This window comes from Frigoribacterium sp. VKM Ac-2530 (assembly GCF_015350835.1).
Taxonomy (GTDB): domain Bacteria; phylum Actinomycetota; class Actinomycetes; order Actinomycetales; family Microbacteriaceae; genus Frigoribacterium.
This window is the reverse complement of the sequence record NZ_JADKSE010000002.1, coordinates 1,154,937-1,178,970: the sequence shown is the minus strand read 5'-3', so window position 1 is coordinate 1,178,970 and position 24,034 is coordinate 1,154,937. Positions and strand designations below refer to the sequence as shown.

The window sequence follows — 24,034 nt, the reverse complement described above, 5'->3', positions numbered from 1 at the left end:
CCGTCATCCACGAACGTCACTGAGGAAGGTGCCATGCGCCAGATCATCATCATCGGCTCCGGCCCCGCCGGCTACACGGCGGGCATCTACGCGGCGCGCGCCGGTCTCGAGCCGCTCATCGTGGCGAGCTCGGTCGAGGCGGGCGGCGAGCTCATGAAGACCACCGAGGTCGAGAACTTCCCCGGGTTCCCCGACGGCATCCAGGGCCCCGAGCTCATGTTCAAGCTCCAGGAGCAGGCGGAGAAGTTCGGCGCCGAGGTGCTGCTCGACGACGTCACCAGCGTCGACCTGACCGGAGACGTCAAGAAGGTCACGCTCGGCAGCGGCACCGTCGAGGAGGCGCTGACCGTGATCTTCGCGACCGGCAGCGCCTACCGCAAGCTCGGCCTGCCCGACGAGGAGCGCCTCAGCGGCCGCGGCGTCAGCTGGTGCGCCACCTGCGACGGCTTCTTCTTCAAGCAGAAGGAGATCGCGGTCGTGGGAGGCGGCGACTCGGCCATGGAGGAGGCGACGTTCCTGACGCGCTTCGCCTCGAAGGTGTACGTCATCCACCGCTCCGAGACGCTGCGCGCCTCGAAGATCATGCAGGACCGCGCGCAGGGCAACGACAAGATCGAGTTCCTGTTCAACAAGCAGGTCACGGCGATCCTCGGCGACGAGAAGGCCACGGGCGTGCAGCTGACCGACACGGTCGACGGCAGCACGAGCGACCTCGACCTCGACGGCCTCTTCATCGCCATCGGCAACGACCCCCGCGTGCACCTCGTGCACGGCCAGGTCGACCTCACCACCAGCGGCACCATCGCCGTCGAGGGCCGCAGCTCGAAGACCAACCTCCGTGGCGTCTTCGCGGCGGGCGACGTCGTCGACGACACCTACCGCCAGGCGGCCACCGCGGCCGGCTCCGGGGTCGTCGCCGCGCTCGACGCCGAGCACTTCCTCGCCAGCCTCGACCAGACTTTTCTAGCCGAGCACACCGAGGGCGCCGCCGAGGGCATCGACACCGCGGAGTCGGTCGCCCCGGAGCCCGTCTCCGCCTGACCTGCGACCGCGGGTCGACGACGTCGGCCCGCACGCACGAACACACGAACCCCCTGACGAAAGGAACCACCATGAGCAGCGCCAAGGCAGTCACCGACGCCTCCTTCGAGGCCGACGTCCTCAAGTCCGACAAGACGATCCTGGTCGACTTCTGGGCCGAGTGGTGCGGCCCGTGCCGCGCGGTCTCGCCGATCCTCGACCAGATCGCGGCCGAGAACGCGGACAAGATCGAGATCGTCAAGCTCAACGTCGACGACAACCCGCAGACCGCGATGCAGTACCAGATCACGTCGATCCCGGCGATGAAGGTCTACAAGGGCGGCCAGGTCGTCAAGACCGTCATCGGCGCCAAGCCGAAGCCGGCCCTCGAGGCCGACCTGGCGGAGTTCCTCGCGTAGGTCGACCCCGCGTCGACGCACCGCCCGAGAGCCCGCCCAGCACCCGCTGGGCGGGCTCTCGCCGTCTCCGGGCCGCTCCGGGCATATCCTGAACCGCACCACCTCTGACCGACAGGGACGCACATGACCGACAAGGGCACCAACCTCGACCCGTGGTACGACTCGTACGCCGACCGCACGGCCGGCCTGAGCGCCTCCGAGGTGCGAGCCCTCTTCGCCGTCGCCAGCCGACCCGAGGTCGTCTCCCTGGCCGGCGGCATGCCGTTCGTCTCTGCCCTGCCGCGCGAGCTCGTGACCGGTGCGATCGACCGTGTCATGTCGCAGAACGGCGGGGCGATGGCCCTGCAGTACGGCTCCGGGCAGGGCACCCCGGCCATCCGCGAGCACATCATGCAGATCATGGCGATGGAGGGCATCAGGGGCAGCGCCGACGACGTCGTCGTGACCACCGGCTCCCAGCAGGCCCTCGACCTGGTGACGCGCCTCTTCGTCAACCCGGGCGACGTCGTCCTCGCCGAGTCGCCCAGCTACGTGGGCGCCCTGGGCGTCTTCAAGGCCTACCAGGCCGACGTCTCGCACGTCGCGACCGACGCCGAGGGCCTCGTGCCGGAGGCGCTGCGAGAGACGATCGCGCGGGTCAGGTCCGAGGGCCGCACCATCAAGTTCCTCTACACGATCCCCAACTTCCACAACCCCGCCGGCGTGACGCTGACCTGGGCACGCAGGCTCGAGATCCTCGAGATCTGCCGCGACGCCGGGATCCTCGTCCTCGAGGACAACCCCTACGGGCTGCTCTACTTCGACCAGCCGGCCCCGCAGGCGATGCGCTCGGTCGACGACGAGGGCGTCATCTACCTCGGCTCGTTCTCGAAGACGCTCGCTCCCGGCTTCCGCGTCGGCTGGGCCCTGGCCCCGCACGCGATCCGCGAGAAGCTCATCCTCGCCAACGAGTCCGCGACGCTCTCGCCCAACTCGTTCGGCCAGTTCGTCATCACCGAGTACCTCGACCAGGCCGACTGGCGCGGTCAGATCGAGTCGTTCCGGGGGCTCTACCGGGAGCGCCGGGACGCCATGATCTCGGCCCTGGGGGAGTACCTCCCGTCGCTCAGCTGGACCGTGCCCGACGGGGGCTTCTTCGTCTGGGTCACTCTCCCCGACGAGCTCGACTCGAAGGCGATGCTGCCCCGTGCCGTCAAGGAGCTCGTCGCGTACACGCCCGGCACGGCGTTCTTCGCCGACGGCGGTGGCCGCCAGAACATCCGGCTGTCGTTCTGCTACCCGACGCCCGAGTCGATCCGCACCGGCATCGCCCGGCTCGCGACCGTGGTCAACGGCGAGCTCGACCTCCTCGCGACGTTCTCCGGTGCCCGGCTCGGCTCGCCGCTGACGATGCGCACCGGTGTGTCGACGCCGCCGCCGAACACCAACTGATCAGCACTTAACCCGCAATGCGCCACGAGACGATCGCGTGGCCGACCCACGAGAGAGAGCCCCGATGACCCAGAGCGCCGTCAAGAAGGTCACCGTGCTGGCCGGGGGCATCTCCCACGAGCGAGACGTCTCGCTGAGGTCGGGGAGGCGCGTGGTCGACAGCCTGGTCGCCAACGGCATCGAGGTCGACCTGCGCGATCCCGACGCCTCGCTGCTGGGGCACCTCACCACCACGCGACCCGACGTCGTGTGGCCGGCCCTGCACGGTGCCAGCGGTGAGGACGGCGCCCTGCGCGGCCTGCTCGAGGCGCTGGACATCCCGTTCGTCGGCAGCAGCTCGGCGGCGGCGCGGCTCGCGTGGGACAAGCCCACCGCCAAGGAGCTCGCGCACCGTGCGGGGGTGCGGACGCCCCGGGGCATCACCCTCTCGCACGACGCCTTCCGTGAACTCGGCGCCGCAGGTGTGCTCGCCGCGATCTCGGAGGAACACCCCGTCCCGGTCGTCGTCAAACCGGCCCGCGGCGGTTCGGCACAGGGCGTCACCGTCGTCGAATCCGCTGATCAGCTGCCCCGTGCGATGGTGGACGCCTACACGTACTGCGACGACGTGATCGTCGAGCAGAAGATCACCGGCACCGAGGTCGCGGTCGGCGTCATCGACACGGGTGACGGCCCGTCCGCCCTGCCGGCCGTCGAGATCGTCCCCAGGAACGGCGTCTACGGCTTCGAAGCCCGGTACAACGCGGGCGAGACGACGTTCTTCACGCCGGCCCGCCTCGACGCCCGAGCACAGGAGGCGGCAGCCCAGACCGCGGTGACCGTCCACCAGGCGCTCGGCCTCCGCCACCTCTCCCGGGTCGACCTGATCGTCGACGCGGCGGGCACCCCGTGGTTCCTCGAGGTCAACGTGCTGCCCGGCCTGACGGAGACCTCTCTGGTCCCCATGGCTCTCGATGCCGCCGGCTTCGAGCTCGGCCTGGTCTACGCGGCCCTCGCCGAGAAGGCCGTCCTCGACCACGCGTGAAGATGTTTCACGTCGAACGCCCGTCCTCTCGGTCGAGAGGGCGGGCGTTTCACGTGAAACACTCGTGGCCAAGCAGGCCCCTGCCAGATCCACCCACATCGAGAGCTTGCTGCCATGGGAGCGCAGACCTGCACACCAGACAGGAGACCGGCCCGATCAACCGGGCCCGATCGCCCACCCCGACATCGTGGTCCTCTAGCTCGGGCAGGGCGAACTCGTACCGTGCACACGCACAACCCGCCGGGCCCGCGAGACGCCGACCATCGCGAGCCTTCCTTTCTGGCATGGGCGAGCGTTTCACGTGAAACAGCGATGGTCCGGCGGACAACGACGCCGTCGACGGCGAAACGCCCGCCTCCTCCGAGAAGTAGAGCGGGCGTTTCACGGGGAACACACCGTGGCTGAGTCAGCCACGGGCGAGGACTACTGGGAGAACGGATCCTGGCCCAGGGCAGCGAGGATCCGATTGAGGTCCTGCATCGAGGCGAAGTCGATGGCGATCGACCCCTTCCTCGCACCCATCTTGACCTTCACCTTGGTCTCGAGCCGATCACCGAGGTTCTCGGCTACCTCGTCGAGGTGAGCCTGGTGACGTCCCACGGCCCCGCGGGTTGTGCGCGGCTTGATGCTCGTGCCGGCAGCTGCAGCCTCGGCAGCGCGCACCGAGAGGTCCTCGTTGACGATCTTGTCCGCGAGGCGCTCCATCAGGAGCGAATCACCGGTCGACAGGATGGCCCGAGCGTGTCCTGCCGACAGCACACCCGAAGCCACTCGTCGTTGCACGCTCGCGGGGAGGCGGAGGAGGCGGAGGGTGTTCGAGATCTGCGGCCGGCTGCGGCCGATGCGGCTCGACAGCTCGTCCTGCGTGATGCCGAAGTCCGCAAGGAGTTGCTGATAGGCCGACGCTTCTTCGAGCGGGTTCAGCTCTGCCCGGTGCAGGTTCTCGAGCAGGGCGTCGCGGAGCATGGACTCGTCGGCCGTCTCCTTGACGATGGCGGGGATCGTCGCGAGACCGAGCTGCTTCGTCGCCCGCAGCCGTCTTTCCCCCATGACGAGCTCGTACTGCGGGGCCGCGGTGGCCCCCTTCGCGGACGCGTCCCGGGGGAGGGGACGCACGACGATGGGCTGCAGGACGCCGACCTCACGGATGCTGGTGACCAGCTCAGCCAGCTCCTCCTCGCGGAACTCCGCACGGGGCTGCTGCGCATTGGGCACGACGTCCAGCGGGTTCAGGTTGGCGAGCCGTGCACCCGGCACCGCCACCAGCTCGTCCGCCGTCTGCTGTCCGGTCGGGAAGAAGACGTCGACAGGCCTGTCCTGGCCTTCTTCTGCCACGGGGATGAGGGCGCCGATGCCGCGCCCGAGACCCGTTCTCTTGGTTGCCACTACTGGGGTGCTCCTCGTCGTGCTAGTTCCGCTGCGGCCTCGAGGTACGAGATCGAGCCGGGTGAGTTCGTGTCGTAGCTGATGACCGTCTGGCCATAGCCGGGCGCCTCGCTGATGCGGACGGACCGGGGGATGAGAGTGTCCAGCGCCTCGGCCGGGAAATGCTCGCGCACGTCCGCGACGACCTGCCGCGCCAGGTTCGTGCGCCCGTCGTACATGGTCAACAGGATGCTCGAGACCTGGAGGGTCGGATTGAGGTGCTTCTCGATCAACTGGATGTTGCGGAGCAGCTGACTGAGCCCCTCCAGCGCGTAGTACTCGCACTGGATCGGGATGAGCACCTCGCCGGCCGCGACGAACGCGTTGATGGTCAGCAGTCCGAGCGACGGCGGGCAGTCGATGAAGACGTAGTCGAACCGCTCGCCCGCCGCCTCCGTGGCCGACAGGTAGGCGTCGAGCTGAGTACGCAGCCTCTGCTCCCGGGCCACGAGCGACACGAGCTCGATCTCGGCACCCGCCAGGTGGATCGTCGCCGGCACGCAGTACAGGTCAGGGAACTCAGGACTCTGCTGCACGACGTCCGAGATGTCGCCCTCGTTGACGATCACGTCGTAGACACTGGGCGTCTCCGCTCGGTGCTCCACCCCGAGGGCCGTCGACGCGTTCCCCTGCGGGTCGAGGTCGATCACGAGCACGCGAGCGCCACTCCGGGCGAGGGCGGCGGCCAGGTTGACCGTCGTCGTCGTCTTGCCCACCCCGCCCTTCTGGTTCGAGACGGTCAGGATGCGAGTGTTGGCCGGCGCGGGGAGCGGATCCTTCGACAATGCCTCACGCCGGCGGCGGAGGTCAGCGAGCTCGCGCGCCAGGGGAGTGCTGTCGTCGTACTCCGTGGATGAACTCACCGGGGATCTCCGCATCGCTGTGTTTCACGTGAAACGGCCTCGCGCATGGTCACGATCGACGGTGATCATCACTGCTGAGCCGAGCCTCTACTCTATCTCGCCGGGTCGTGCTGACAGGCATCGAAGCCCCTCCGATCATGTCCGCGTTTCACGTGAAACGAGAGGCGAGCGCTGGCGCGGGATGTGCGGGAAGGACGCGAGACATGTTTGTGCACAGGCTCGCCAACATGTGCATAACTGTGTCACAGGCGCGTCGAGCAGGTCGCTGGCAGCTCGTCCCGGCCCCCATGACGAGTTAGGTCGGACGGGGAGTCGTGCTCCGGACCCGAGAACACCGAAATCAGCGTGATTTCGACAGTGAATGCTGAATTAGCTGATCAGGCGGCATTTTCAACCCGATCGCCCTAGAAGCCACTCTCAGACCGTGAGCGTCGACATGCCTGACGGTGGATCACCCGGCGCGCTCAGATCGCTTCCTGTGGAGCCGAACCGCGCCTCCTCGACCGTCGTCAGTCGAGGGTGGCTCGGAACACCCGGGTCGTCTCCGCGGGGTCGACGACCCCGACGCCGAGCTCGAGCACCTCGACGTCCACCAGGTGCGTCCGCGCGATGACCTTGCGGGCCGCCTCGACCTCCTGGTCGACGCGCGCGCCCTTCATGAGGATCAGCTCGCCGCCGGTCCGCACCAGTCTGGCCGTCAGGGGGATGAGCTTGGTCAACGCCGACACGGCGCGGGCCGTCGCCTGGTCGAGCCAGGCGTCGAGCTCGACGTCCTCCGCGCGGGCCCGGATCACCTCGACGTTGGTCAGGCCGAGACGCTCGGCCTCGGCGGAGAGCCAGTCGGTCCGTCGCTCCATCGGCTCGATGAGCAGGAGCGTCGTGTCCGGGCGCGCGGCTGCCAGCACCAAGCCGGGCAGGCCGGCGCCGGAGCCGATGTCGCCCACACGCGCACCCGATCGGAGGAGCGGCGCGACCAGCCCCGAGTTGACCACGTGACGTGTCCACAAGCGGGGGAGCTCGAGGGGTCCGATCAGCCCGAGCTCTTCGCCGTGCTGTGCGAGGTCGGCGGTGAACTGCCGGACGACCTCGAGGCGGTCGCCGAAGATCTCCCGCGCGACGGCGGGCTCGGCCTCGAGGAGGCCCGCCTGGTCGGTGCTCACGATCGGGTCAGCCGCGCTTGATGACGGTGTGCCGGTCGCGGCCCTCGCCCTCGGACTCCGAGACGAAGCCGCGGGCGGCGACGATGTCGTGCACCAGCTTGCGCTCGTACGACGACATGGGAGGCAGCGACGCCGCCTCGGCGCCCTCCTCCAGACGCTCGACGGCCCGGTCGACCATGGCCCCGAGCTCGGCCTCGCGGGTCTGCCGCGATCCGCCGATGTCGAGGATGAGACGGGAGAACTCGCCCGTCTTCGTCTGCACCGCGATGCGGGTCAGCTCCTGGAGGGCCGTGACCGTGTCGGGCTTCGACAGCGTCCGGAGTGACCCCTCACCGGAGGCGTCGACCGAGATGTACGACCGGCCGCCGCGGACCTCGATGTCGATGTCGCCGTCGAAGTCGCAGATGTCGAGGAGCTCCTCGATGTAGTCGGCGGCGATCTCGCCCTCGTCGATGACGGACGCCGCGTCGGCCCCGTCGACCGAGGCGGCCGCGCCGGAGGTGCGCTGCCGGTCGTCCGTGACCGTCGCCTCCTCGGGTGCTGCCGCGGTGCCCTCGGGGAGGTCGGCGCCGCTGGTGTCCGTGTCGGCTGTGTCGTTGTCGGTCATGCTCGTCGCCTCTTCCGGGTAGATCGGTCACACGTCGCCGGCATCGCCTGCCGGAGGTGCTCCCCCCGCACGACGCCGGGGGAGAACGCGCTGCTTACTTCTTGGCGCCGTTCTGCTTCTTGGCGCGGTTCTTGCCGACGGGCTGCGCGCGCTGCGTCGCCTTCGGCACGGCGGGGGCGGACTCGATCTCGGTGACGGTGATGTCGCCGAGCCCGAGGCCCTTGCGCTGGGCCTTCTTCGCGAGACGTTCCTCGCGGGCGAGGGCCGCCTCGCTGCCGGGGGTGGGCATGTTCCGGATGACGATGAACTGCTGCGCCATCGTCCAGATGTTCGAGGTCAGCCAGTAGAACATGACGCCGAGGGGGAACGAGAGGCCCGAGAAGACGAACACGAGGGGGAGGAAGTAGAGCAGCATCCGCTGCTGCTTGAACATGGGGCTCGCCTTGGTCTCGGGCGACATGTTCTTCGAGACGATCTGCAGCTGCGTGATGAACTGCGACGCGGTCATGACGACGACCATGATGCCGGCCATCAGGCGGACCTCCCAGGTCGTGGCGCCGAGGAAGGTCTCCTTGAGCGGCGCGCCGAAGAGCGACGACTCGCCGAAGGAGGTGGAGAGGGCCTGGCTGAGGAGGCCGATGCCGACCTTGTCCTGCTGGGCGTTGTGCAGCACCGTGTAGAGGCTGAAGAAGATCGGCATCTGGATCAGGAGCGGCAGGCAGGAGCTGAGCGGGTTCGTGCCCGTGTCCTTGTAGAGCGCCATGGTCTCGCGCGACATCGCCTCGCGGCTGAACTGGTCGCGCTTGCCCTTGTACTTGTCCTGGATCTTCTTGAGCCGGGGCGCGATCTCCATCATGCGTCGCTGGCTCTTGATCTGGCGGACGAAGATCGGGATGAGGGCAGCTCGGACGACGAGCACGAGGCCGACGATCGACAGGACCCAGGTGCTGCCGGCGGCGGTGTCCATGCCGAGCGCGGTGAGCACGTTGTGGAAGCCCACGAGGATCGCCTCGACGACCCACCTGAGGGGCCAGAGGATGGTTCCGATGAAGTCCATGGTGTTCGGGTCAGCCCTTTCCGTGGCTCTGGACGATGAGACGGGGCACGCCGCTCGGGGCGGACGCGACCGCGTCGGATCGAGGGACCACGAAGCCGAAGGCCGTGGTGGTGTACTTCTGTCGCCGGGGCGGGGTGACGTCGTCGATGCCGCCGGCAGCCCAGGGGTTGCAGCGGCCGATCCGCCACGCGCCCATCGCCGAGCCCCGCACGACGCCGTGCTGCTGGATGGCCTCGAGCGCGTACCGCGAGCAGGACGGGTGGTACCGGCAGACCTCGCCGTAGAGGGGGGAGACGACGGCCCGGTAGGCGCGGAGCAGCACGACGCACACGTTGCGCGGCAGCAACGTCACGAACTGCACCGCTTGCTTCACTGTCCCACGACCTTGTCGACGACCCCTGAGATGTCCCTGAGCAGGGTAGACCACGGAACGTCGAGGCTGCCTGGCAGCGCCCGGACGACCACGTCGGTGCCCGGAGGCACCCCCGGGAGGATGTCGTGGCACACGTGCTTGAGACGCCGACGGACGGTGTTGCGCGCCACGGCGTTGCCGACCGTCTTGGCCACGATGAAGCCGAACCGGACCAGGTCGTCGTCTCGACGACGCACGTAGACGACCGAGTGCGCCGTGCCCGACTTGCGGCCACGGCGCACTGTGTTGCGGTAGTCGTCTGCGCGGACGATCCGGTTGGCCCGGGCCAACACGGAGGCTGCTACGCGGAGAGTTCGGTGCGGCCCTTGCCGCGGCGGTGAGCCAGGATGGCGCGACCGGCACGGGTGCGCATGCGGGCACGGAAACCGTGCTTCTTGGCGCGGCGGCGGTTGTTCGGCTGGAACGTTCTCTTGCTCATGGTGTTCTCTCCAGGGGGATGCGGACCTGGCCTGGTGCCGTGATCCGAGAAGTCTTCGTCAGCCGAGTCGGCTGGGATTCAACTGATTAAAAGTACGCGGGTTCTGTCCTGTGGTCAAACGACAGCCCTCCCCGGAGTTCTCCACAGTGTTGACAACCTCGGTTGCGGAGGGTGCGGCTCGACGAACTAAAGTGGGCACCTCCCGCTCCGCATCCGCGTAGTTCTGGGGAAGTAGCAGTGTTCCTGGCTCTGACGACGATCGTCGGCCGGTGGAGAAACCTGTGCATAAGTAGGTAGGAAGAGCCCCGTGGCGAACACCGTCGATCCGGTCCAGGACCTCTGGCGATCCGTGCTCGCGACCCTGACGACCGACGATCGCATCACTCCTCAGCTGCACGGCTTCATCAGCCTGGTCGAGCCCAAGGGCGTGCTGGGCGGCACCCTCTACCTCGAGGTGCCCAACGACCTGACCCGCGGCATGCTCGAGCAGCGCATCCGCACCCCGCTGCTCGAGTCGATCGCCGCGCTCGGCGACACCTCCGTCGCGAGCTTCGCCATCACCGTCAACCCCGACATCACGCCGGACACCCTCACCCAGCAGCCCGAGGAGTCGGAGCCGGCCCACTACATCGAGGCCCCGTTCGTGCCGGCCCCGGTCGAGTCGCCCTCGACGGGCAAGCGCAACGACTCGCGACTGAACCCCAAGTACAGCTTCGACAACTTCGTGATCGGCGCCTCGAACCGGTTCGCCCACGCCGCGGCGGTGGCCGTCGCCGAGGCGCCGGCCAAGGCGTACAACCCCCTCTTCATCTACGGGTCGTCCGGGCTGGGCAAGACGCACCTCCTCCACGCCATCGGCCACTACGCCGAGACGATGTACCCGGGCATCCGGGTCCGCTACGTGAGCAGCGAGGAGTTCACGAACGACTTCATCAACTCGATCGCCAACAACCGCTCGAACCTGTTCCAGCAGCGCTACCGCGAGATCGACATCCTCCTGATCGACGACATCCAGTTCCTGCAGGGCAAGGACTCGACGCAGGAGGCCTTCTTCCACACCTTCAACACCCTGCACGACCACGACAAGCAGCTCGTGATCACGAGCGACCTGCCCCCGAAGCACCTGACGGGCTTCGAGGACAGGATGCGCTCGCGGTTCGAGTGGGGCCTGATCACCGACGTGCAGGCGCCCGACCTCGAGACCCGCATCGCGATCCTCCGCAAGAAGGCGCAGAGCGAGAAGCTGCAGGTCCGCGACGAGGTGCTCGAGTTCATCGCCACGAAGGTGTCGAGCAACATCCGGGAGCTCGAGGGCACGCTCATCCGGGTCACGGCGTTCGCCAGCCTGAACCGCACCGCGGTCGACATGGCCCTCGTGCAGACAGTCCTGAAGGACCTGATCACGCTCGACGAGGACAACATCGTCGCGCCGGTCGACATCATCAACCACACCGCCGACTACTTCAAGCTCTCGGTCGACGACCTCTACGGGTCGTCCCGCTCGCAGGCGATCGCCACGGCTCGACAGATCGCGATGTACCTCTGCCGCGAGCTGACCAGCCTGTCCCTCCCCAAGATCGGCCAGCTCTTCGGCAACCGCGACCACACCACGGTCATGTACGCGAACAAGAAGATCAGCGAGCTCATGAAGGAGCGCCGCTCGATCTACAACCAGGTGACCGAGCTGACGAGCCGGATCAAGCAGGACACCCGCTACAAGTAGGCGAGTCGAGGCGCCCTGCCGGCGCCTCCTCGCCGCGTGCCCCGGACGGGCGTCGACCTCGGGTCGGCGCCCGTTCGTGCGTCCACGAGCCCGCAGGAGGCGGCCTGCAGCACCTGGGGAGAGCCATCGATCCCACAGTGTGGATAACTTGTGGAAACACGTGGACAACTACGGCTCAGGTGTTCACGGATCGGTCGGGCCTGTGGGAATGGACCTCGGTGCACGAGGAGGACGTGGTCCGATCACCCCGTCGAATCCACACTCCGTGCACAAGTCACAATCGTGTAGTTCCCTCTGGCCTCGGGGTTTTAAACAGGTTATCCACACTGTGCACAACGGTTAAGACTGTTAATCCTGATTACAAGAAATTGTTGGAGAGACAACCTTGTGGACAGCCGGCGGCGGTCCTCGGGCCAGGGACCGCCCGCCTCCTCGCTGTGGCAGTATTGGCGGGCCATCCACGAGCGAGTAGTCGAACAGGGGTCCCCGCGTGAAGTTCCAGGTCAACCGCGACGTCTTCAGCGATGCCGTCTCCTTCGCCGTGAAGCTCCTGCCCCAGCGGACGACGCTGCCGATCCTCAGCGGCGTGCTGATCGAGGCGGACGCCGACGGCCTCACGCTCTCGTCGTTCGACTACGAGGTCTCGGCCCAGACGAGCATCGCCGCCGAGGTCGACGAACCAGGAACGATCCTCGTCTCGGGGCGCCTCCTCGCCGACATCGCCAACCGTCTGCCCAACGCGCCCGTGACGTTCTCGACGGACGAGAACCGCATCGCCGTGAGCTGCGGCTCCGCCAACTTCTCGCTGCTGAGCATGCCCGTCGAGGAGTACCCGACGCTGCCCACGGTCGGCGAGCGGTCGGGAGTCGTGCCCGGGGACGCCTTCTCGCTTGCCATCTCGCAGGTCGCCGTCGCCGCCTCGCGCGACGACGTGACGCCGGTCATCACGGGCGTGCAGCTCGAGGTCACCGAGAACGCGCTGTCGCTCGTGGCCACCGACCGCTACCGGGTGGCCGTCCGGGGCATCGAGTTCGATCCCGGCACCGCCGCGAGCACCGAGACGACGACGGCACTCGTCCCGGCCCGCACCCTGCAGGAGGTCGGCAAGACCTTCGGCAGCGCCAGCACCGTGTCCGTCTCGATCACCGGCAGCGACGACCGCGAGCTGATCGCGTTCCAGGCCGGCGACAAGACCGTCACGTCGTTGCTGATCAAGGGCAACTTCCCCCCGGTGAAGCGGCTCTTCCCCGAGACCGTCGAGAACTTCGCGGTGATCAACACCGCCGAGCTCGTCGAGTCCATCCGTCGCGTCTCGCTCGTGCTCGAGCGCGAGGCGGCCCTCAGGTTCACGTTCACGATCGACGGCCTCACCCTCGAGGCGGTCGGCAGCGAACAAGCGCAGGCATCAGAGTCGATCGACGCGTTGTTGACGGGAGAGGACACGGTGGTCTCGTTGAAGCCCCAGTTCCTCCTCGACGGCCTCGGAGCCGTCCACTCCGAGTTCGTGCGGATCTCCTTCACCAAGACGGAGAACCCGAACAAGCCCGGTCCTGTGCTGATCACCAGTCAGTCCTCCAAGGACCAGGCGGGGGCTGACAGCTACCGCTACCTGCTGCAGCCCAACCTCCTCCTGCGCTGACAGCGCGACACGACGGAGGCGCCACGTTCGACGCCTCCACAGAACGAAGGATCCTCATGCACATCGGCCTCGTCGGTCTCGGCAAAATGGGCAACAACATGCGCGCTCGCCTGCGCAACGCGGGCATCGAGGTGACCGGCTACGACGCCAACCCCGCGGTCTCCGACGTCGCCGACCTGGGCGCCCTGGCCCAGGCGCTCCCGTCGCCTCGCCTCGTCTGGGTGATGGTCCCCCACGGCCAGATCACCGACGCCGTCATCAAGGACCTCGGCGAGGTCCTCGAGCCCGGCGACCTCGTCATCGACGGCGGCAACTCGAAGTGGCTCGACGACGAGGTCCACGCGACCCTCCTCGACGCCAAGGGCATCCGCTACATGGACGCCGGCGTCTCCGGCGGCGTGTGGGGCCTCGACAACGGCTACGGCCTCATGGTCGGCGGCGACTCCGCCGACGTCGAGCGCGCGATGCCCGTCTTCGACGCGCTGCGCCCCGAGGGCCCCCGCGAGGAGGGCTTCAGCCACGCGGGCCCCGTCGGCGCCGGCCACTACGCGAAGATGGTCCACAACGGCATCGAGTACGCGATCATGCAGGCCTACGGCGAGGGCTACGAGCTCCTCGAGGCCAAGGGCCTCGTCGAGGACGTCCCCGCGGTCTTCAAGGCGTGGCAGCGCGGCACGGTCGTCCGTTCCTGGCTGCTCGAGCTCATGGTCCTCGCGCTCGACGCCGACCCCAAGCTCGACGCTCTCTCGGGCTACGTCGACGACAGCGGCGAGGGTCGCTGGACGCTCGAGGAGGGCATCGCCCACGCCGTCCCGATGCCGGCCCTGAGCGCGTCGATCTTCGCGCGCTTCGTGTCGCGCCAGGGCGAGGGCTCGCCCACCATGAAGGCCGTCGCCGCGCTGCGCAACCAGTTCGGCGGCCACGCGGTCAAGAAGGCCTAGTCGCCTCCGGCCCGCGTGCGAGTACTCCATCTGAGCCTGACCGACTTCCGGAACTACGCTTCCGCAGAAGTCGCACTCGCGCGCGGGCCCAACCTCTTCGTCGGCCGGAACGGCCAGGGCAAGACCAACCTGGTCGAGTCGCTCGGCTACCTGGCGACCCTCGGGTCGCACCGCGTCTCGTCCGACGCCGCGATGATCCGGCAGGGCACCGACTCGGCGATCGTCCGGGCGCGCCTCGAGTCCGAGGGGCGCGAGCTCCTCGCCGAGGTGCAGATCAACCGCACCGGCGCCAACCGGGCCCAGGTCAACCGCAGCGCGATCAAGCCCCGCGAGCTGCCGCGCTACTTCACCAGCGTGCTGTTCGCCCCGGAGGACCTCGCGCTCGTCCGCGGGGAGCCGTCGGGCCGTCGCCGGTTCCTCGACGAGTTGCTCGTGACCCGGGCGCCCCGGTTCGCCGGGGTCCAGGCCGACTACGACCGGGTGCTCCGCCAGCGGAACACGCTCCTCAAGTCGGCCCGCGCCTCCGGTGTCAAGGCGGGGCAGCTGGGCACCCTGGACATCTGGGACGAGCGCCTGGTGGCGCTCGGCACGGAGATCGTCGTCGCGCGCGAGAGGCTCGTCGCCGATCTCGCCCCCGAGGTGGCACGGTCGTACGCCGCCGTCGCGGGCGAGGACCACGCGGCACGGCTCTCGACCGTCCTGAGCATCCGGGGCGCGACGGTCGACGACGACGCTCCGGCACCGGAGGCGCCCACCGAGCAGGTGGCGCCGGCCGAGGTCGCCGACGTGTTCCGCGAGGCGCTCGCCCGGGTCCGGCCCAGCGAGCTCGACCGCGGCCTCACCCTGGTCGGGCCGCACCGCGACGACCTCTTCCTCTCGCTCAACGGCCTCCCTGCCCGCGGCTACGCGAGCCACGGCGAGTCCTGGTCGTTCGCCCTCGCCCTGAAGCTCGCGTCCGCGGCCGTCGTCCGAGCGGAGGCGACCACGGGCGACCCCGTCATCGTGCTCGACGACGTGTTCGCCGAGCTCGACGGGTCCCGCCGCGAGCGACTGGCCGACGCCGTGGCCGACTACGAGCAGGTCCTCATCACCGCGGCGGTCGAGGAGGACGTGCCCGACCGGCTCGCCGCGCACACCGTCCGGATCTCGGCGGGCACCATCGTCGAGGACGAGTCGTGAGCGTCGACGACGATCGACCCGCGGAGGAGGCGCCCTCCTCGACGACGGGACCGCCGCCTCCTGCGCTCCCCGAGCCGCTGCCGGACGACGAGGCGCAGCGCGTCTACCTGAGGTTCCGCCGCGTCTTCGGCGACCCGAACGGACGCTCGCGCGACGGCCGGCGGCGGAAGGCGATCAAGCTCGGCTCGCCGAGCCAGCCGTTCGGCACGGGACGCGAGCCCCGGGGCATCGCCGACGTGCTCGCGAGCGTCACGTCCGAGCTGGGCTGGAAGTCGCCCCTGGCGCAGTCCGACCTCATGGCGGCGTGGCCCGACATGGTCGGCGACGAGCTGTCCGCGCACTCGCACCCGGTGTCCATCGACGACGGCACCCTGACCGTGCAGTGCGACTCGACGGCCTGGGCGACGCAGCTCCGCCTGATGCGCGGCACGGTGACGACGACCATCGTCCAGCGGTACCCCGACGCCGGCATCCAGTCGGTGCGTTTCCTGGCACCCAACGCCCCGTCCTGGAAACGCGGCCCCAGATCGGTCCCAGGGCGTGGCCCTCGCGATACCTACGGCTAGGGAGGGTGAATCGTCCACCCGGCTCGGGAAAATCCCTCTGAGGGCGGAATCTGCCCCGTGGGGGACAGGCCTGCGGTAGACTCACAAGGTCGTCCGCGAGCCGTCCTCAGCGAGGTCGTGGCCGGGCGACGACCCTCGTCCCAGACGCCAGGAGCCCCCGCGAACATGACACCGAACCCCGCCGACGCCCAGCCCGACGACTCCTACGGCGCCAGCGCGATCCAGGTGCTCGAGGGCCTCGAGGCGGTGCGCAAGCGACCGGGCATGTACATCGGCTCGACGGGCCCGCGCGGTCTGCACCACCTGGTCTACGAGATCGTCGACAACTCGGTCGACGAGGCCCTGGCCGGCTGGTGCGACCACATCGAGATCACCATGCGCGAGGACGGCGGCGTCCGCGTCGTCGACAACGGTCGTGGCATCCCCGTCGACGTCCACCCGGTCGAGGGCCGGTCGACCGTCGAGGTCGTCCTCACGGTGCTGCACGCCGGCGGCAAGTTCGGCGGCGGCGGCTACGCGGTCTCCGGCGGCCTGCACGGCGTCGGCAGCTCGGTCGTGAACGCGCTCTCGAGCGAGCTCGACGTCGAGGTCCGCCGCCAGGGGAACGTCTACCGCCAGAGCTTCACCGACGGCGTCCCCGTCGCGCCGCTCGCCAAGGGCGAGGAGGACGACACCACCGGCACGACGATCACCTTCTGGCCCAACGCCGAGATCTTCGAGACGGTCGAGTTCGACTACGAGACGCTCCGCACGCGGTTCCAGCAGATGGCGTTCCTCAACAAGGGCCTGCGGATCGAGCTCAGCGACGAGCGCCCGCAGCCCGACGACGCCGAGGCCCGTCACGACGTCTTCCACTACGAGAAGGGCCTGGTCGACTACGTCCAGTACCTGAACGCGGTCAAGAAGGTCGAGACGGTGCACGACGACATCCTCGCCTTCGAGCAGGAGGACACCGAGAAGAAGATCTCGCTCGAGGTCGCCATGCAGTGGAACACCTCGTACCAGGAGAGCGTCCACACCTACGCCAACACGATCAACACGCACGAGGGCGGCACCCACGAAGAGGGCTTCCGGGCGGCGCTCACGACGCTCATCAACCGGTACGCGCGCGAGAAGAACCTGCTCAAGGAGAAGGACGACAACCTCACGGGCGACGACGTCCGCGAGGGCCTGACGGCCGTCATCTCGATCAAGCTCGGCGAGCCGCAGTTCGAGGGCCAGACCAAGACCAAGCTCGGCAACACCGAGGCGAAGTCGTTCGTGCAGAAGGTCACCTTCGACCAGATCACCGACTGGTTCGACCGCAACCCCAAGCAGGCCGCCGAGATCGTCCGCAAGGGCATCCTGGCCGGGCAGGCGCGGATGGCCGCCCGCAAGGCGCGCGAGCAGACGCGACGCAAGGGCGTGCTCGAGTCGAACGGCATGCCCGGCAAGCTCAAGGACTGCCAGAGCAAGGATCCGTCGCGCAGCGAGATCTTCATCGTCGAGGGCGACTCGGCCGGCGGCTCCGCCGTGCAGGGCCGCAACCCCGAGACCCAGGCGATCCTGCCCCTCCGCGGCAAGATCCTCAACGTCGAGAAGGCGCGGCTCGACCGGGCGCTCGGCAACAACGAGGTCCAGGCGATGATCAAGGCGTTCGGCGCCGACATCGGCGAGGACTTCGATCCCGACAAGGCCAGGTACCACAAGATCGTGCTGATGGCCGACGCCGACGTCGACGGCCAGCACATCACGACCCTGCTGCTGACCCTGCTGTTCCGGTACATGCGCCCGCTGATCGACCTCGGCTACGTCTACCTCGCGCAGCCGCCGCTCTACAAGCTCAAGTGGAGCAACGCCGCGCACGAGTACGTCTACAGCGACGCCGAGCGCGACGCCGTCCTCGTCTCGGGCAAGGCCGCCGGCAAGCGCATCCCCAAGGAGAACGCGATCCAGCGCTACAAGGGCCTCGGCGAGATGGACTACAAGGAGCTGTGGGAGACGACCATGGACCCCGACACGCGCACCCTGCTGCAGGTGACCCTGGAGGACGCCGCGGCGGCCGACACGACCTTCGACACGCTCATGGGCGAGAACGTCGAGTCGCGACGCAACTTCATCCAGCAGAACGCGAAAGACGTCCGCTTCCTCGACATCTGACGCGTGCGCCGGCTGAGCCGGAGCACGCCCGCGCCCCGCGGCGGACACCGGGGCAGACCACGACAGACGGAGAATCATGGCCGACGAGCCGAACGACACCCCCGAGGGCACCGACGCCGAGGGCACCACCGCGTTCCCCGCGGCGATCAAGCGCGACAGCATCGAGCAGGTCGACCTGCAGCTCGAGATGCAGCGCTCGTACCTCGACTACGCGATGAGCGTCATCGTCGGCCGTGCGCTGCCCGAGGTGCGCGACGGCCTCAAGCCCGTCCACCGTCGCGTGATCTACGCGATGTACGACGGCGGGTACCGTCCCGACCGCGCGTTCTCGAAGTGCTCGCGCGTCGTCGGCGACGTGATGGGCCAGTTCCACCCGCACGGCGACACGGCGATCTACGACGCGCTCGTCCGGCTGGTCCAGCCGTGGAGCCTCCGCTACCCGCTGGCGCTCGGCCAGGGCAACTTCGGCTCGCCGGGCAACGACGGCGCCGCCGCCCCCCGGTACACCGAGACGAAGATGGCCCCGCTCGCGCTCGAGATGGTCCGCGACATCGACGAGGACACCGTCGACTTCCAGGACAACTACGACGGCCGCACCCAGGAGCCGGCCATCCTGCCGGCACGCTTCCCGAACCTCCTCGTCAACGGCTCGGTCGGCATCGCCGTCGGCATGGCGACGAACATCCCGCCGCACAACCTCCGCGAGGTCGCCGAGGGCGCGCAGTGGTCGCTCGCCCACCCCGAGGCCTCCCGCGAGGAGCTGCTCGAGGCGCTGATGGAGCGCATCAAGGGGCCCGACTTCCCCACCGGTGCCCAGATCCTCGGCGTCCGCGGCATCCAGGACGCCTACCGCACGGGCCGTGGCTCGATCACCATGCGCGCCGTCGTGAACGTCGAGGAGATCCAGGGCCGCACCTGCCTCGTCGTCACCGAGCTGCCGTACCAGGTCAACCCCGACAACCTCGCGATCAAGATCGCCGAGCTCGTCAAGGACGGCCGCATCGGCGGCATCGCCGACATCCGCGACGAGACCTCGGGCCGGACCGGGCAGCGCCTCGTCATCGTCCTCAAGCGCGACGCCGTCGCGAAGGTCGTCCTCAACAACCTGTACAAGCACACCTCCCTCCAGGAGAACTTCGGCGCCAACATGCTGGCCATCGTCGACGGCGTCCCCCGCACGCTGGCGCTCGACGGTTTCATCTCCGCCTGGGTGGCGCACCAGATCGACGTCATCGTCCGGCGCACGCAGTTCCGCCTGCGCAAGGCCGAGGCGGACGCCCACATCCTCCGCGGCTACCTCAAGGCCCTCGACGCCCTCGACGAGGTCATCGCGCTCATCCGCCGCTCGCCCACGGTCGAGGAGGCGCGCGCCGGCCTCATGGACCTGCTCGACGTCGACGAGGTCCAGGCCTCCGCCATCCTCAACCTCCAGCTGCGCCGCCTGGCCGCCCTCGAGCGCCAGAAGATCCAGGACGACGCCGACAAGCTCGAGCGCGAGATCGCCGACTACAAGGACATCCTCGCCAAGCCCGAGCGCCAGCGCACGATCGTCAGCGACGAGCTGCGCGAGATCACCGACAAGTTCGGCGACGACCGGCGCACCGAGATCATGCTCGGCTTCGACGGCGACATGAGCGTCGAGGACCTGATCCCCGAGGAGGAGATGGTCGTCACCATCACCCGCGGCGGCTACGTGAAGCGCACCCGCAGCGACAACTACCGCAGCCAGCACCGCGGCGGCAAGGGCGTCCGCGGCGCGCAGCTGCGTGCCGACGACGTCGTCGACCACTTCTTCGTCACGACGACCCACCACTGGCTGCTCTTCCTCACCGACAAGGGACGCGTCTACCGGGCCAAGACCTACGAGCTGCAGGAGGCGGGACGCGACGCCAAGGGACAGCACGTCGCGAACCTCCTCGCCATGCAGCCGGACGAGTCGATCTCGCAGGTGCTCGACATCCGCGACTACGAGGTCGCCCAGTACCTCGTGCTCGCGACCCGCGACGGCCTGATCAAGAAGACGGCCCTGACCGAGTACGACACGAACCGCACCGGCGGCATCATCGCCATCAACCTCCGCGACGACGACGAGCTCGTCTCGGCGCTGCTCGTCGACGAGAGCGACGACCTGCTGCTCGTCTCGCGCCACGGCATGTCGCTGCGGTTCACGGCCACCAACGACTCGCTGCGCCCGATGGGCCGCTCCACGTCCGGCGTGAAGGGCATGACCTTCCGCGAGGGCGACACGCTGCTGTCGGCCTCCGTGGCCGACGACACGGGCTACGTCTTCGTCGTCACCGAGGGCGGCTACGCCAAGCGCACCGGTGCGGACCAGTACCGCGTGCAGAACCGCGGCGGCCTCGGCATCAAGGTCGCCAAGCTCGCCGAGGCCCGGGGCGACCTGGCCGGCGCCCTGATCGTCGGCGACGACGACGAGGTGCTCGTGGTGCTCTCGAGCGGCAAGGTGGTACGTTCTGCCGTGGCCGAGGTACCGGCGAAGGGACGTGACACCATGGGTGTCGTCTTCGCGCGGTTCGCCGCCGACGACCGAATCATCGCACTGGCGCGCAACACCGAGCGCAACCTCGTGGCACCGTCCGACGAGGCCGTCATCGACGCCGTCGGCGACAACGACGCCGTGCCCGCGGTCAGCCCCGGAGACGTGATCGACGCCGTCGAGCCCGTCACGGAGGCGCCCGCGGACACGGCCGACGACAGCAGCACCGGAGAGGAACCGACCAATGAGTAGCGTCGCCGAGAAGCTTCAGCGCAAGACCGCGCGCCCGTCCGGCACCAAGCAGGTGCGCCTGAAGCTCGTCTACATCGACTTCTGGTCCGTCGTGAAGCTGTCGTTCCTGATCGCCGTCGCGCTGGGGATCGTCACCGTCGTGGCGACGTTCCTCATCTGGCTGATCCTCAACCAGACGGGCATCTTCAACGACCTCGACCAGGTGCTGCGCGACATCCTGGGCGACCAGAACTTCACCATCCAGGACAGCTTCAACGTCGGCCAGGTCATGCTGTTCTCGATCGTCGTGGCCGTGCTGAACGTCGTCGTCGGCACCGTGCTCGGTGCCGTCGTCGCCGTGCTCTACAACCTGAGCGTCCGCGTCACCGGCGGCCTCCTGGTCGGCTTCACGAACAACTGATCCGGGTCGGATCGGCCCCTGCGGCCGATTCGTCATCTCCGTCGTGGTGCTGTAGGCTTTACGACGGTCCGGGGGCTATAGCTCAGGCGGTTAGAGCGCTTCGCTGATAACGAAGAGGTCACAGGTTCAAGTCCTGTTAGCCCCACTCCCGAAGGTCCTCCGACGGGTGCACCCGGTACCTCGGGGCCTTAGCTCAGTTGGTAGAGCGCCTGCTTTGCAAGCAGGATGTCAGGAGTTCGATTCTCCTAGGCTCCACGAAAAATAGGCTCTTCCCTGCTCGCCCACGTCGTGGGTTCGCGGGGATTTTTCGTTCGTGCTGGTTCGGCTGCGCCGCCGCTCCTGCGGCGCAGCGTGTCGGCTGCGCCGCCGCTCCTGCGGCGCAGCGTGTCGGCTCCGCCGACCCAGACGGCACAGCCGCCTGCGCAGCTGGTGACGTCGCTTCGCTCGTCACGGGGGCGACGTCGCTTCGCTCGTCACGGGGGCGACGTCGCTTCGCTCGTCGCTGGCCGCAACTTCGCTTCGCTCGTTGGTGGCCGCAACTTCGCTTCGCTCGTTGGTGGCCGCAACTTCGCCTCGCTCGTTGGTGGTCGCAACGTCGCTTCGCTCGTTGCGGCGGGGCGGGCGGGCACGGGTGCACGGAGGGCCCGGCTCCGGGGAGGAGGCGGGCCCTGCGGGGTGGTGCGGGGTGCGGGTGGCTAGGCCTTCGTGTCGGCGTCGTCGTCGGCGACCCAGAGCTCGTCGTCGGCGCGGAGCGTCTGCACCGCGGCGAACACGAGACCGCCGAGCGCCACGACGCCGAGGCCGATCAGCAGCACGCCGCCGACGCCGGGGCCCGACTTCTTCTTGGTCGGCGCGTACTTCGACGCCTGCGAGGCGAACTTGCCGCCCTGCTTCTTGGCCTTCTTGACGGCCTTCTTGACCTTGGGGTCGTTGACCAGGTCGAGACCGCCGAAGTAGGAGGAGAGGGCGGGGTAGACGTCGTGCTTCAGACGGTCCTGGGCGACGGTCGCGGCGTGGCTGCCGGCCGACAGGCCCTGCGACACGGCAGGGCGGACGTTCTGGTCGACGGCGTGCTTGATGCGCGGCGTCACGTTCTTGTTGGCGTAGCGGACGCCGTGGTCGCGGGCGTCGCCGATGACCTTGCCTGCGTGGCTGACGACCTCGCGCTGCTCGGACCACACGTCGAACGCGTGCTTCTTGAACTTCTTCAGTTCTTTCTTCTGCTTGCGTGACAGGGCCACAGTGTTCCTCCAACGACTAGTAGGCAACGGCTCGGTTCGATGCTGGCTTCCCAGTCTGGCACGAGGCTTCCTGGCAGGTAACACCGTGCTCGCTGGGCACCCGCTGAGGTGCCGGGGGCCCTGTGGGAGAATGGCGGCATGTCTACGCACACCGCTGTCGCCACCATCAAGACCAACCACGGCACCATCACCGTGAACCTCTTCGGCGACCACGCACCCAAGACCGTCGCCAACTTCACCGGTCTCGCGACCGGCACCATCGAGTGGACCCACCCCTCCACGGGCAAGGTCAGCACCGACCCGCTCTACGACGGCGTCGTGTTCCACCGCATCATCAAGGACTTCATGCTCCAGGGCGGCGACCCGCTCGGCCAGGGCATCGGCGGCCCCGGCTACCAGTTCGACGACGAGATCCACCCCGAGCTCACCTTCGGCGAGCCCTACGTCCTCGCCATGGCGAACGCCGGCAAGCAGGGCGGCCGCGGCACCAACGGCTCGCAGTTCTTCATCACGACCGTGGCGACCCCCTGGCTGCAGGGCAAGCACACCATCTTCGGCGTCGTCGCCGACGACGAGTCCAAGAAGGTCGTCGACGCCATCGAGGGCGTCCCCACCGACGCGCGCGACAAGCCCCTCGAGGACGTCGTGATCGAGAGCGTCACCATCGACGAGGTCTAGGTGACACAGGTCCCCGCCGACGCAGCGAACTACTGCTACCGGCACCCCGACAGGCAGAGCTTCGTGCTCTGCCAGCGGTGCGGGCGCACCATCTGCGGCCAGTGCCAGACCCCGGCCGCGGTGGGCGTGCACTGCCCCGAGTGCGTGCGCGAGGCCCAGGCCTCCGCTCCGCGTGTGCAGCCTCGTGTCATGGGCAGCATCCGCAGCGCCTCCCGCGGCGGGGCCCCGGTCGTCACCTACGGCCTCATCGGCGTCAGCCTCGTCGTGTACCTCGCACAGGTGCTCACGGGCGGCGTCGTCAGCTCGGCGTTCTCGTACTACGCGCCGATCGCGCTCGTCGAGCCGTGGCGCATCGTCACGTCGATGTTCACCCACGGCAGCGTCCTGCACATCCTCTTCAACATGTACGCGCTGTACATCTTCGGAGCACAACTCGAGCGGACGCTGGGCAGGGCCCGCTACGCGGCGCTCTACTTCATCAGCGGGCTGGGCGGCGCGGCCGCGGTGACGCTCCTGTCGCCGACCACCCCGGTGGTGGGCGCCTCCGGGGCGATCTTCGGCCTCATGGCGGGCTTCTTCGTGATCGCGCGCAGCCTGGGCGGCTCGAACGGCGTCCAGCTGCTCGTCCTGCTGGGCATCAACCTCGCCATCGGCTTCGTGTCCCCGAACATCTCGTGGCAGGCGCACGTCGGCGGGCTCGTCGTGGGCGCTCTCGTGTCGTTCCTCTACACGAAGACTCGCCACCGCTCGAAGGCCGGTCTGCAGACGGCGGGGCTCGTCGCGATCGGCGTGGCCTGCCTGCTGATCGTCCTCGGGCGCTCGGCGATGTACCTCGGCTATCTCTGACGCAGCGCCCCGGCGCCTCCGACGCGAGGCGAGGAGAACGAAGGAGGCGGCACCCACGTGGGTGCCGCCTCCTTCG

The 24,034-nt window shown here is 68.6% G+C and carries 23 protein-coding genes and 2 tRNA genes; 16 read left to right on the top strand and 9 right to left on the bottom strand.

The features are described from left to right. Positions 1-33 precede the first annotated feature (33 nt). The 4 genes from trxB to ITJ48_RS14515 all read left to right on the top strand — a co-directional run bounded on the left by trxB (position 34) and on the right by ITJ48_RS14515 (position 3,894). Positions 34-1,041 carry a thioredoxin-disulfide reductase gene (trxB, locus tag ITJ48_RS14530; protein ID WP_194614179.1) on the top strand — a complete coding sequence of 336 codons (1,008 nt, stop codon included), beginning with the start codon at positions 34-36 and terminating at the stop codon, positions 1,039-1,041. Between the two features lie 71 nt (positions 1,042-1,112). Then, positions 1,113-1,439: a thioredoxin gene (gene trxA / locus ITJ48_RS14525; protein WP_123547390.1), complete on the top strand. Its 327-nt coding sequence runs from the start codon at positions 1,113-1,115 to the stop codon at positions 1,437-1,439. A gap of 123 nt (positions 1,440-1,562) precedes the next feature. After that, a complete protein-coding gene (locus tag ITJ48_RS14520; protein ID WP_123547391.1) occupies positions 1,563-2,870 on the top strand; it encodes a PLP-dependent aminotransferase family protein in 1,308 nt (435 codons plus the stop codon). Positions 2,871-2,934: 64 nt separating this feature from the next. Then, positions 2,935-3,894 carry a D-alanine--D-alanine ligase gene (locus ITJ48_RS14515; protein ID WP_192040487.1) on the top strand — a complete coding sequence of 320 codons (960 nt, stop codon included), beginning with the start codon at positions 2,935-2,937 and terminating at the stop codon, positions 3,892-3,894. Positions 3,895-4,317: 423 nt separating this feature from the next. Here the strand turns inward: ITJ48_RS14515 and ITJ48_RS14510 are convergent, their stop codons facing one another. The 8 genes from ITJ48_RS14510 to rpmH form a co-directional block, all read right to left on the bottom strand. Continuing rightward, on the bottom strand, positions 4,318-5,280 hold the full coding sequence (locus ITJ48_RS14510) for a ParB/RepB/Spo0J family partition protein (RefSeq protein ID WP_194614178.1): 963 nt from the start codon (positions 5,278-5,280) through the stop codon (positions 4,318-4,320). Continuing rightward, a complete protein-coding gene (locus tag ITJ48_RS14505) occupies positions 5,280-6,182 on the bottom strand; it encodes a ParA family protein (protein ID WP_370544944.1) in 903 nt (300 codons plus the stop codon). Before ITJ48_RS14505 ends, ITJ48_RS14510 begins: the two co-directional genes overlap by 1 nt. A 509-nt stretch (positions 6,183-6,691) precedes the next feature. Continuing rightward, on the bottom strand, positions 6,692-7,342 hold the full coding sequence (gene rsmG, locus ITJ48_RS14500; protein WP_194614176.1) for a 16S rRNA (guanine(527)-N(7))-methyltransferase RsmG: 651 nt from the start codon (positions 7,340-7,342) through the stop codon (positions 6,692-6,694). A 7-nt stretch (positions 7,343-7,349) separates the two neighbouring features. Next, positions 7,350-7,949 carry a R3H domain-containing nucleic acid-binding protein gene (locus ITJ48_RS14495; RefSeq protein WP_194614175.1) on the bottom strand — a complete coding sequence of 200 codons (600 nt, stop codon included), beginning with the start codon at positions 7,947-7,949 and terminating at the stop codon, positions 7,350-7,352. Between the two features lie 94 nt (positions 7,950-8,043). Then, positions 8,044-9,006, bottom strand: coding sequence for a membrane protein insertase YidC (gene yidC, locus ITJ48_RS14490; RefSeq protein ID WP_133739077.1), 963 nt, complete (start codon positions 9,004-9,006; stop codon positions 8,044-8,046). A 10-nt stretch (positions 9,007-9,016) separates the two neighbouring features. Next, a complete protein-coding gene (yidD, locus tag ITJ48_RS14485; protein WP_194614174.1) occupies positions 9,017-9,379 on the bottom strand; it encodes a membrane protein insertion efficiency factor YidD in 363 nt (120 codons plus the stop codon). Continuing rightward, positions 9,376-9,711: a ribonuclease P protein component gene (gene rnpA, locus ITJ48_RS14480; RefSeq protein WP_123547399.1), complete on the bottom strand. Its 336-nt coding sequence runs from the start codon at positions 9,709-9,711 to the stop codon at positions 9,376-9,378. Before rnpA ends, yidD begins: the two co-directional genes overlap by 4 nt. Before the next feature lie 8 nt (positions 9,712-9,719). After that, positions 9,720-9,857, bottom strand: a complete 138-nt coding sequence (gene rpmH / locus ITJ48_RS14475) for a 50S ribosomal protein L34 (RefSeq protein ID WP_123356527.1) — start codon at positions 9,855-9,857, stop codon at positions 9,720-9,722. Between the two features lie 307 nt (positions 9,858-10,164). On the opposite strand from rpmH, the gene dnaA reads away from it, so the two are divergent. From dnaA to ITJ48_RS14425, 10 genes are all read left to right on the top strand, one after another. After that, on the top strand, positions 10,165-11,580 hold the full coding sequence (gene dnaA / locus ITJ48_RS14470) for a chromosomal replication initiator protein DnaA (RefSeq protein ID WP_123547400.1): 1,416 nt from the start codon (positions 10,165-10,167) through the stop codon (positions 11,578-11,580). 490 nt (positions 11,581-12,070) lie between these two features. Next, a complete protein-coding gene (gene dnaN / locus ITJ48_RS14465; protein ID WP_133739079.1) occupies positions 12,071-13,219 on the top strand; it encodes a DNA polymerase III subunit beta in 1,149 nt (382 codons plus the stop codon). 56 nt (positions 13,220-13,275) lie between these two features. Then, complete coding sequence (gnd, locus tag ITJ48_RS14460) at positions 13,276-14,160, top strand: phosphogluconate dehydrogenase (NAD(+)-dependent, decarboxylating) (RefSeq protein WP_194614173.1); 885 nt, start codon at positions 13,276-13,278, stop codon at positions 14,158-14,160. Between the two features lie 15 nt (positions 14,161-14,175). Further along, entirely contained in the window at positions 14,176-15,339 is a 1,164-nt protein-coding gene (gene recF, locus ITJ48_RS14455; RefSeq protein WP_194614172.1) for a DNA replication/repair protein RecF, read from the top strand. Beyond that, complete coding sequence (locus tag ITJ48_RS14450; RefSeq protein WP_370544943.1) at positions 15,336-15,905, top strand: DUF721 domain-containing protein; 570 nt, start codon at positions 15,336-15,338, stop codon at positions 15,903-15,905. The genes recF and ITJ48_RS14450 overlap by 4 nt, the downstream gene beginning before the upstream one ends. A 165-nt stretch (positions 15,906-16,070) precedes the next feature. Beyond that, the gene (gyrB, locus tag ITJ48_RS14445; protein WP_194614171.1) at positions 16,071-18,044 is read left to right on the top strand and encodes a DNA topoisomerase (ATP-hydrolyzing) subunit B; all 1,974 of its coding nucleotides are present in this window, start codon (positions 16,071-16,073) and stop codon (positions 18,042-18,044) included. Between the two features lie 76 nt (positions 18,045-18,120). Next, entirely contained in the window at positions 18,121-20,793 is a 2,673-nt protein-coding gene (gene gyrA, locus ITJ48_RS14440) for a DNA gyrase subunit A (protein WP_194614170.1), read from the top strand. Further along, the gene (locus ITJ48_RS14435) at positions 20,786-21,193 is read left to right on the top strand and encodes a DUF3566 domain-containing protein (protein WP_123547406.1); all 408 of its coding nucleotides are present in this window, start codon (positions 20,786-20,788) and stop codon (positions 21,191-21,193) included. Before gyrA ends, ITJ48_RS14435 begins: the two co-directional genes overlap by 8 nt. A 71-nt stretch (positions 21,194-21,264) precedes the next feature. Continuing rightward, positions 21,265-21,338 (top strand) — tRNA-Ile (locus ITJ48_RS14430). Between the two features lie 37 nt (positions 21,339-21,375). After that, positions 21,376-21,448: transfer RNA gene (locus tag ITJ48_RS14425), tRNA-Ala, on the top strand. Between the two features lie 440 nt (positions 21,449-21,888). On the opposite strand, the gene ITJ48_RS14420 is transcribed toward ITJ48_RS14425, so the two are convergent. Next, on the bottom strand, positions 21,889-22,434 hold the full coding sequence (locus ITJ48_RS14420) for a hypothetical protein (protein WP_194614169.1): 546 nt from the start codon (positions 22,432-22,434) through the stop codon (positions 21,889-21,891). 138 nt (positions 22,435-22,572) lie between these two features. Between ITJ48_RS14420 and ITJ48_RS14415 the strand changes: the two genes are divergently transcribed. Together ITJ48_RS14415 and ITJ48_RS14410 are read left to right on the top strand one after the other, a co-directional pair. Further along, positions 22,573-23,112: a peptidylprolyl isomerase gene (locus ITJ48_RS14415; RefSeq protein ID WP_146902103.1), complete on the top strand. Its 540-nt coding sequence runs from the start codon at positions 22,573-22,575 to the stop codon at positions 23,110-23,112. Next, on the top strand, positions 23,113-23,958 hold the full coding sequence (locus ITJ48_RS14410; protein WP_194614168.1) for a rhomboid family intramembrane serine protease: 846 nt from the start codon (positions 23,113-23,115) through the stop codon (positions 23,956-23,958). The last annotated feature ends 76 nt before the right edge of the window (positions 23,959-24,034 follow it).

Bases quoted from the DNA above. Each gene is read 5' to 3' on its own strand.
- gnd (WP_194614173.1), top strand. From the start codon at position 13,276: ATGCACATCGGCCTCGTCGGTCTCGGCAAAATGGGCAACAACATGCGC.
- gyrB (WP_194614171.1), top strand. From the start codon at position 16,071: ATGACACCGAACCCCGCCGACGCCCAGCCCGACGACTCCTACGGCGCC.
- trxA (WP_123547390.1), top strand. From the start codon at position 1,113: ATGAGCAGCGCCAAGGCAGTCACCGACGCCTCCTTCGAGGCCGACGTC.
- rpmH (WP_123356527.1), bottom strand. From the start codon at position 9,857: ATGAGCAAGAGAACGTTCCAGCCGAACAACCGCCGCCGCGCCAAGAAG.
- yidC (WP_133739077.1), bottom strand. From the start codon at position 9,006: ATGGACTTCATCGGAACCATCCTCTGGCCCCTCAGGTGGGTCGTCGAG.
- ITJ48_RS14415 (WP_146902103.1), top strand. From the start codon at position 22,573: ATGTCTACGCACACCGCTGTCGCCACCATCAAGACCAACCACGGCACC.
- ITJ48_RS14515 (WP_192040487.1), top strand. From the start codon at position 2,935: ATGACCCAGAGCGCCGTCAAGAAGGTCACCGTGCTGGCCGGGGGCATC.
- trxB (WP_194614179.1), top strand. From the start codon at position 34: ATGCGCCAGATCATCATCATCGGCTCCGGCCCCGCCGGCTACACGGCG.
- ITJ48_RS14435 (WP_123547406.1), top strand. From the start codon at position 20,786: ATGAGTAGCGTCGCCGAGAAGCTTCAGCGCAAGACCGCGCGCCCGTCC.
- ITJ48_RS14520 (WP_123547391.1), top strand. From the start codon at position 1,563: ATGACCGACAAGGGCACCAACCTCGACCCGTGGTACGACTCGTACGCC.
- gyrA (WP_194614170.1), top strand. From the start codon at position 18,121: ATGGCCGACGAGCCGAACGACACCCCCGAGGGCACCGACGCCGAGGGC.
- ITJ48_RS14495 (WP_194614175.1), bottom strand. From the start codon at position 7,949: ATGACCGACAACGACACAGCCGACACGGACACCAGCGGCGCCGACCTC.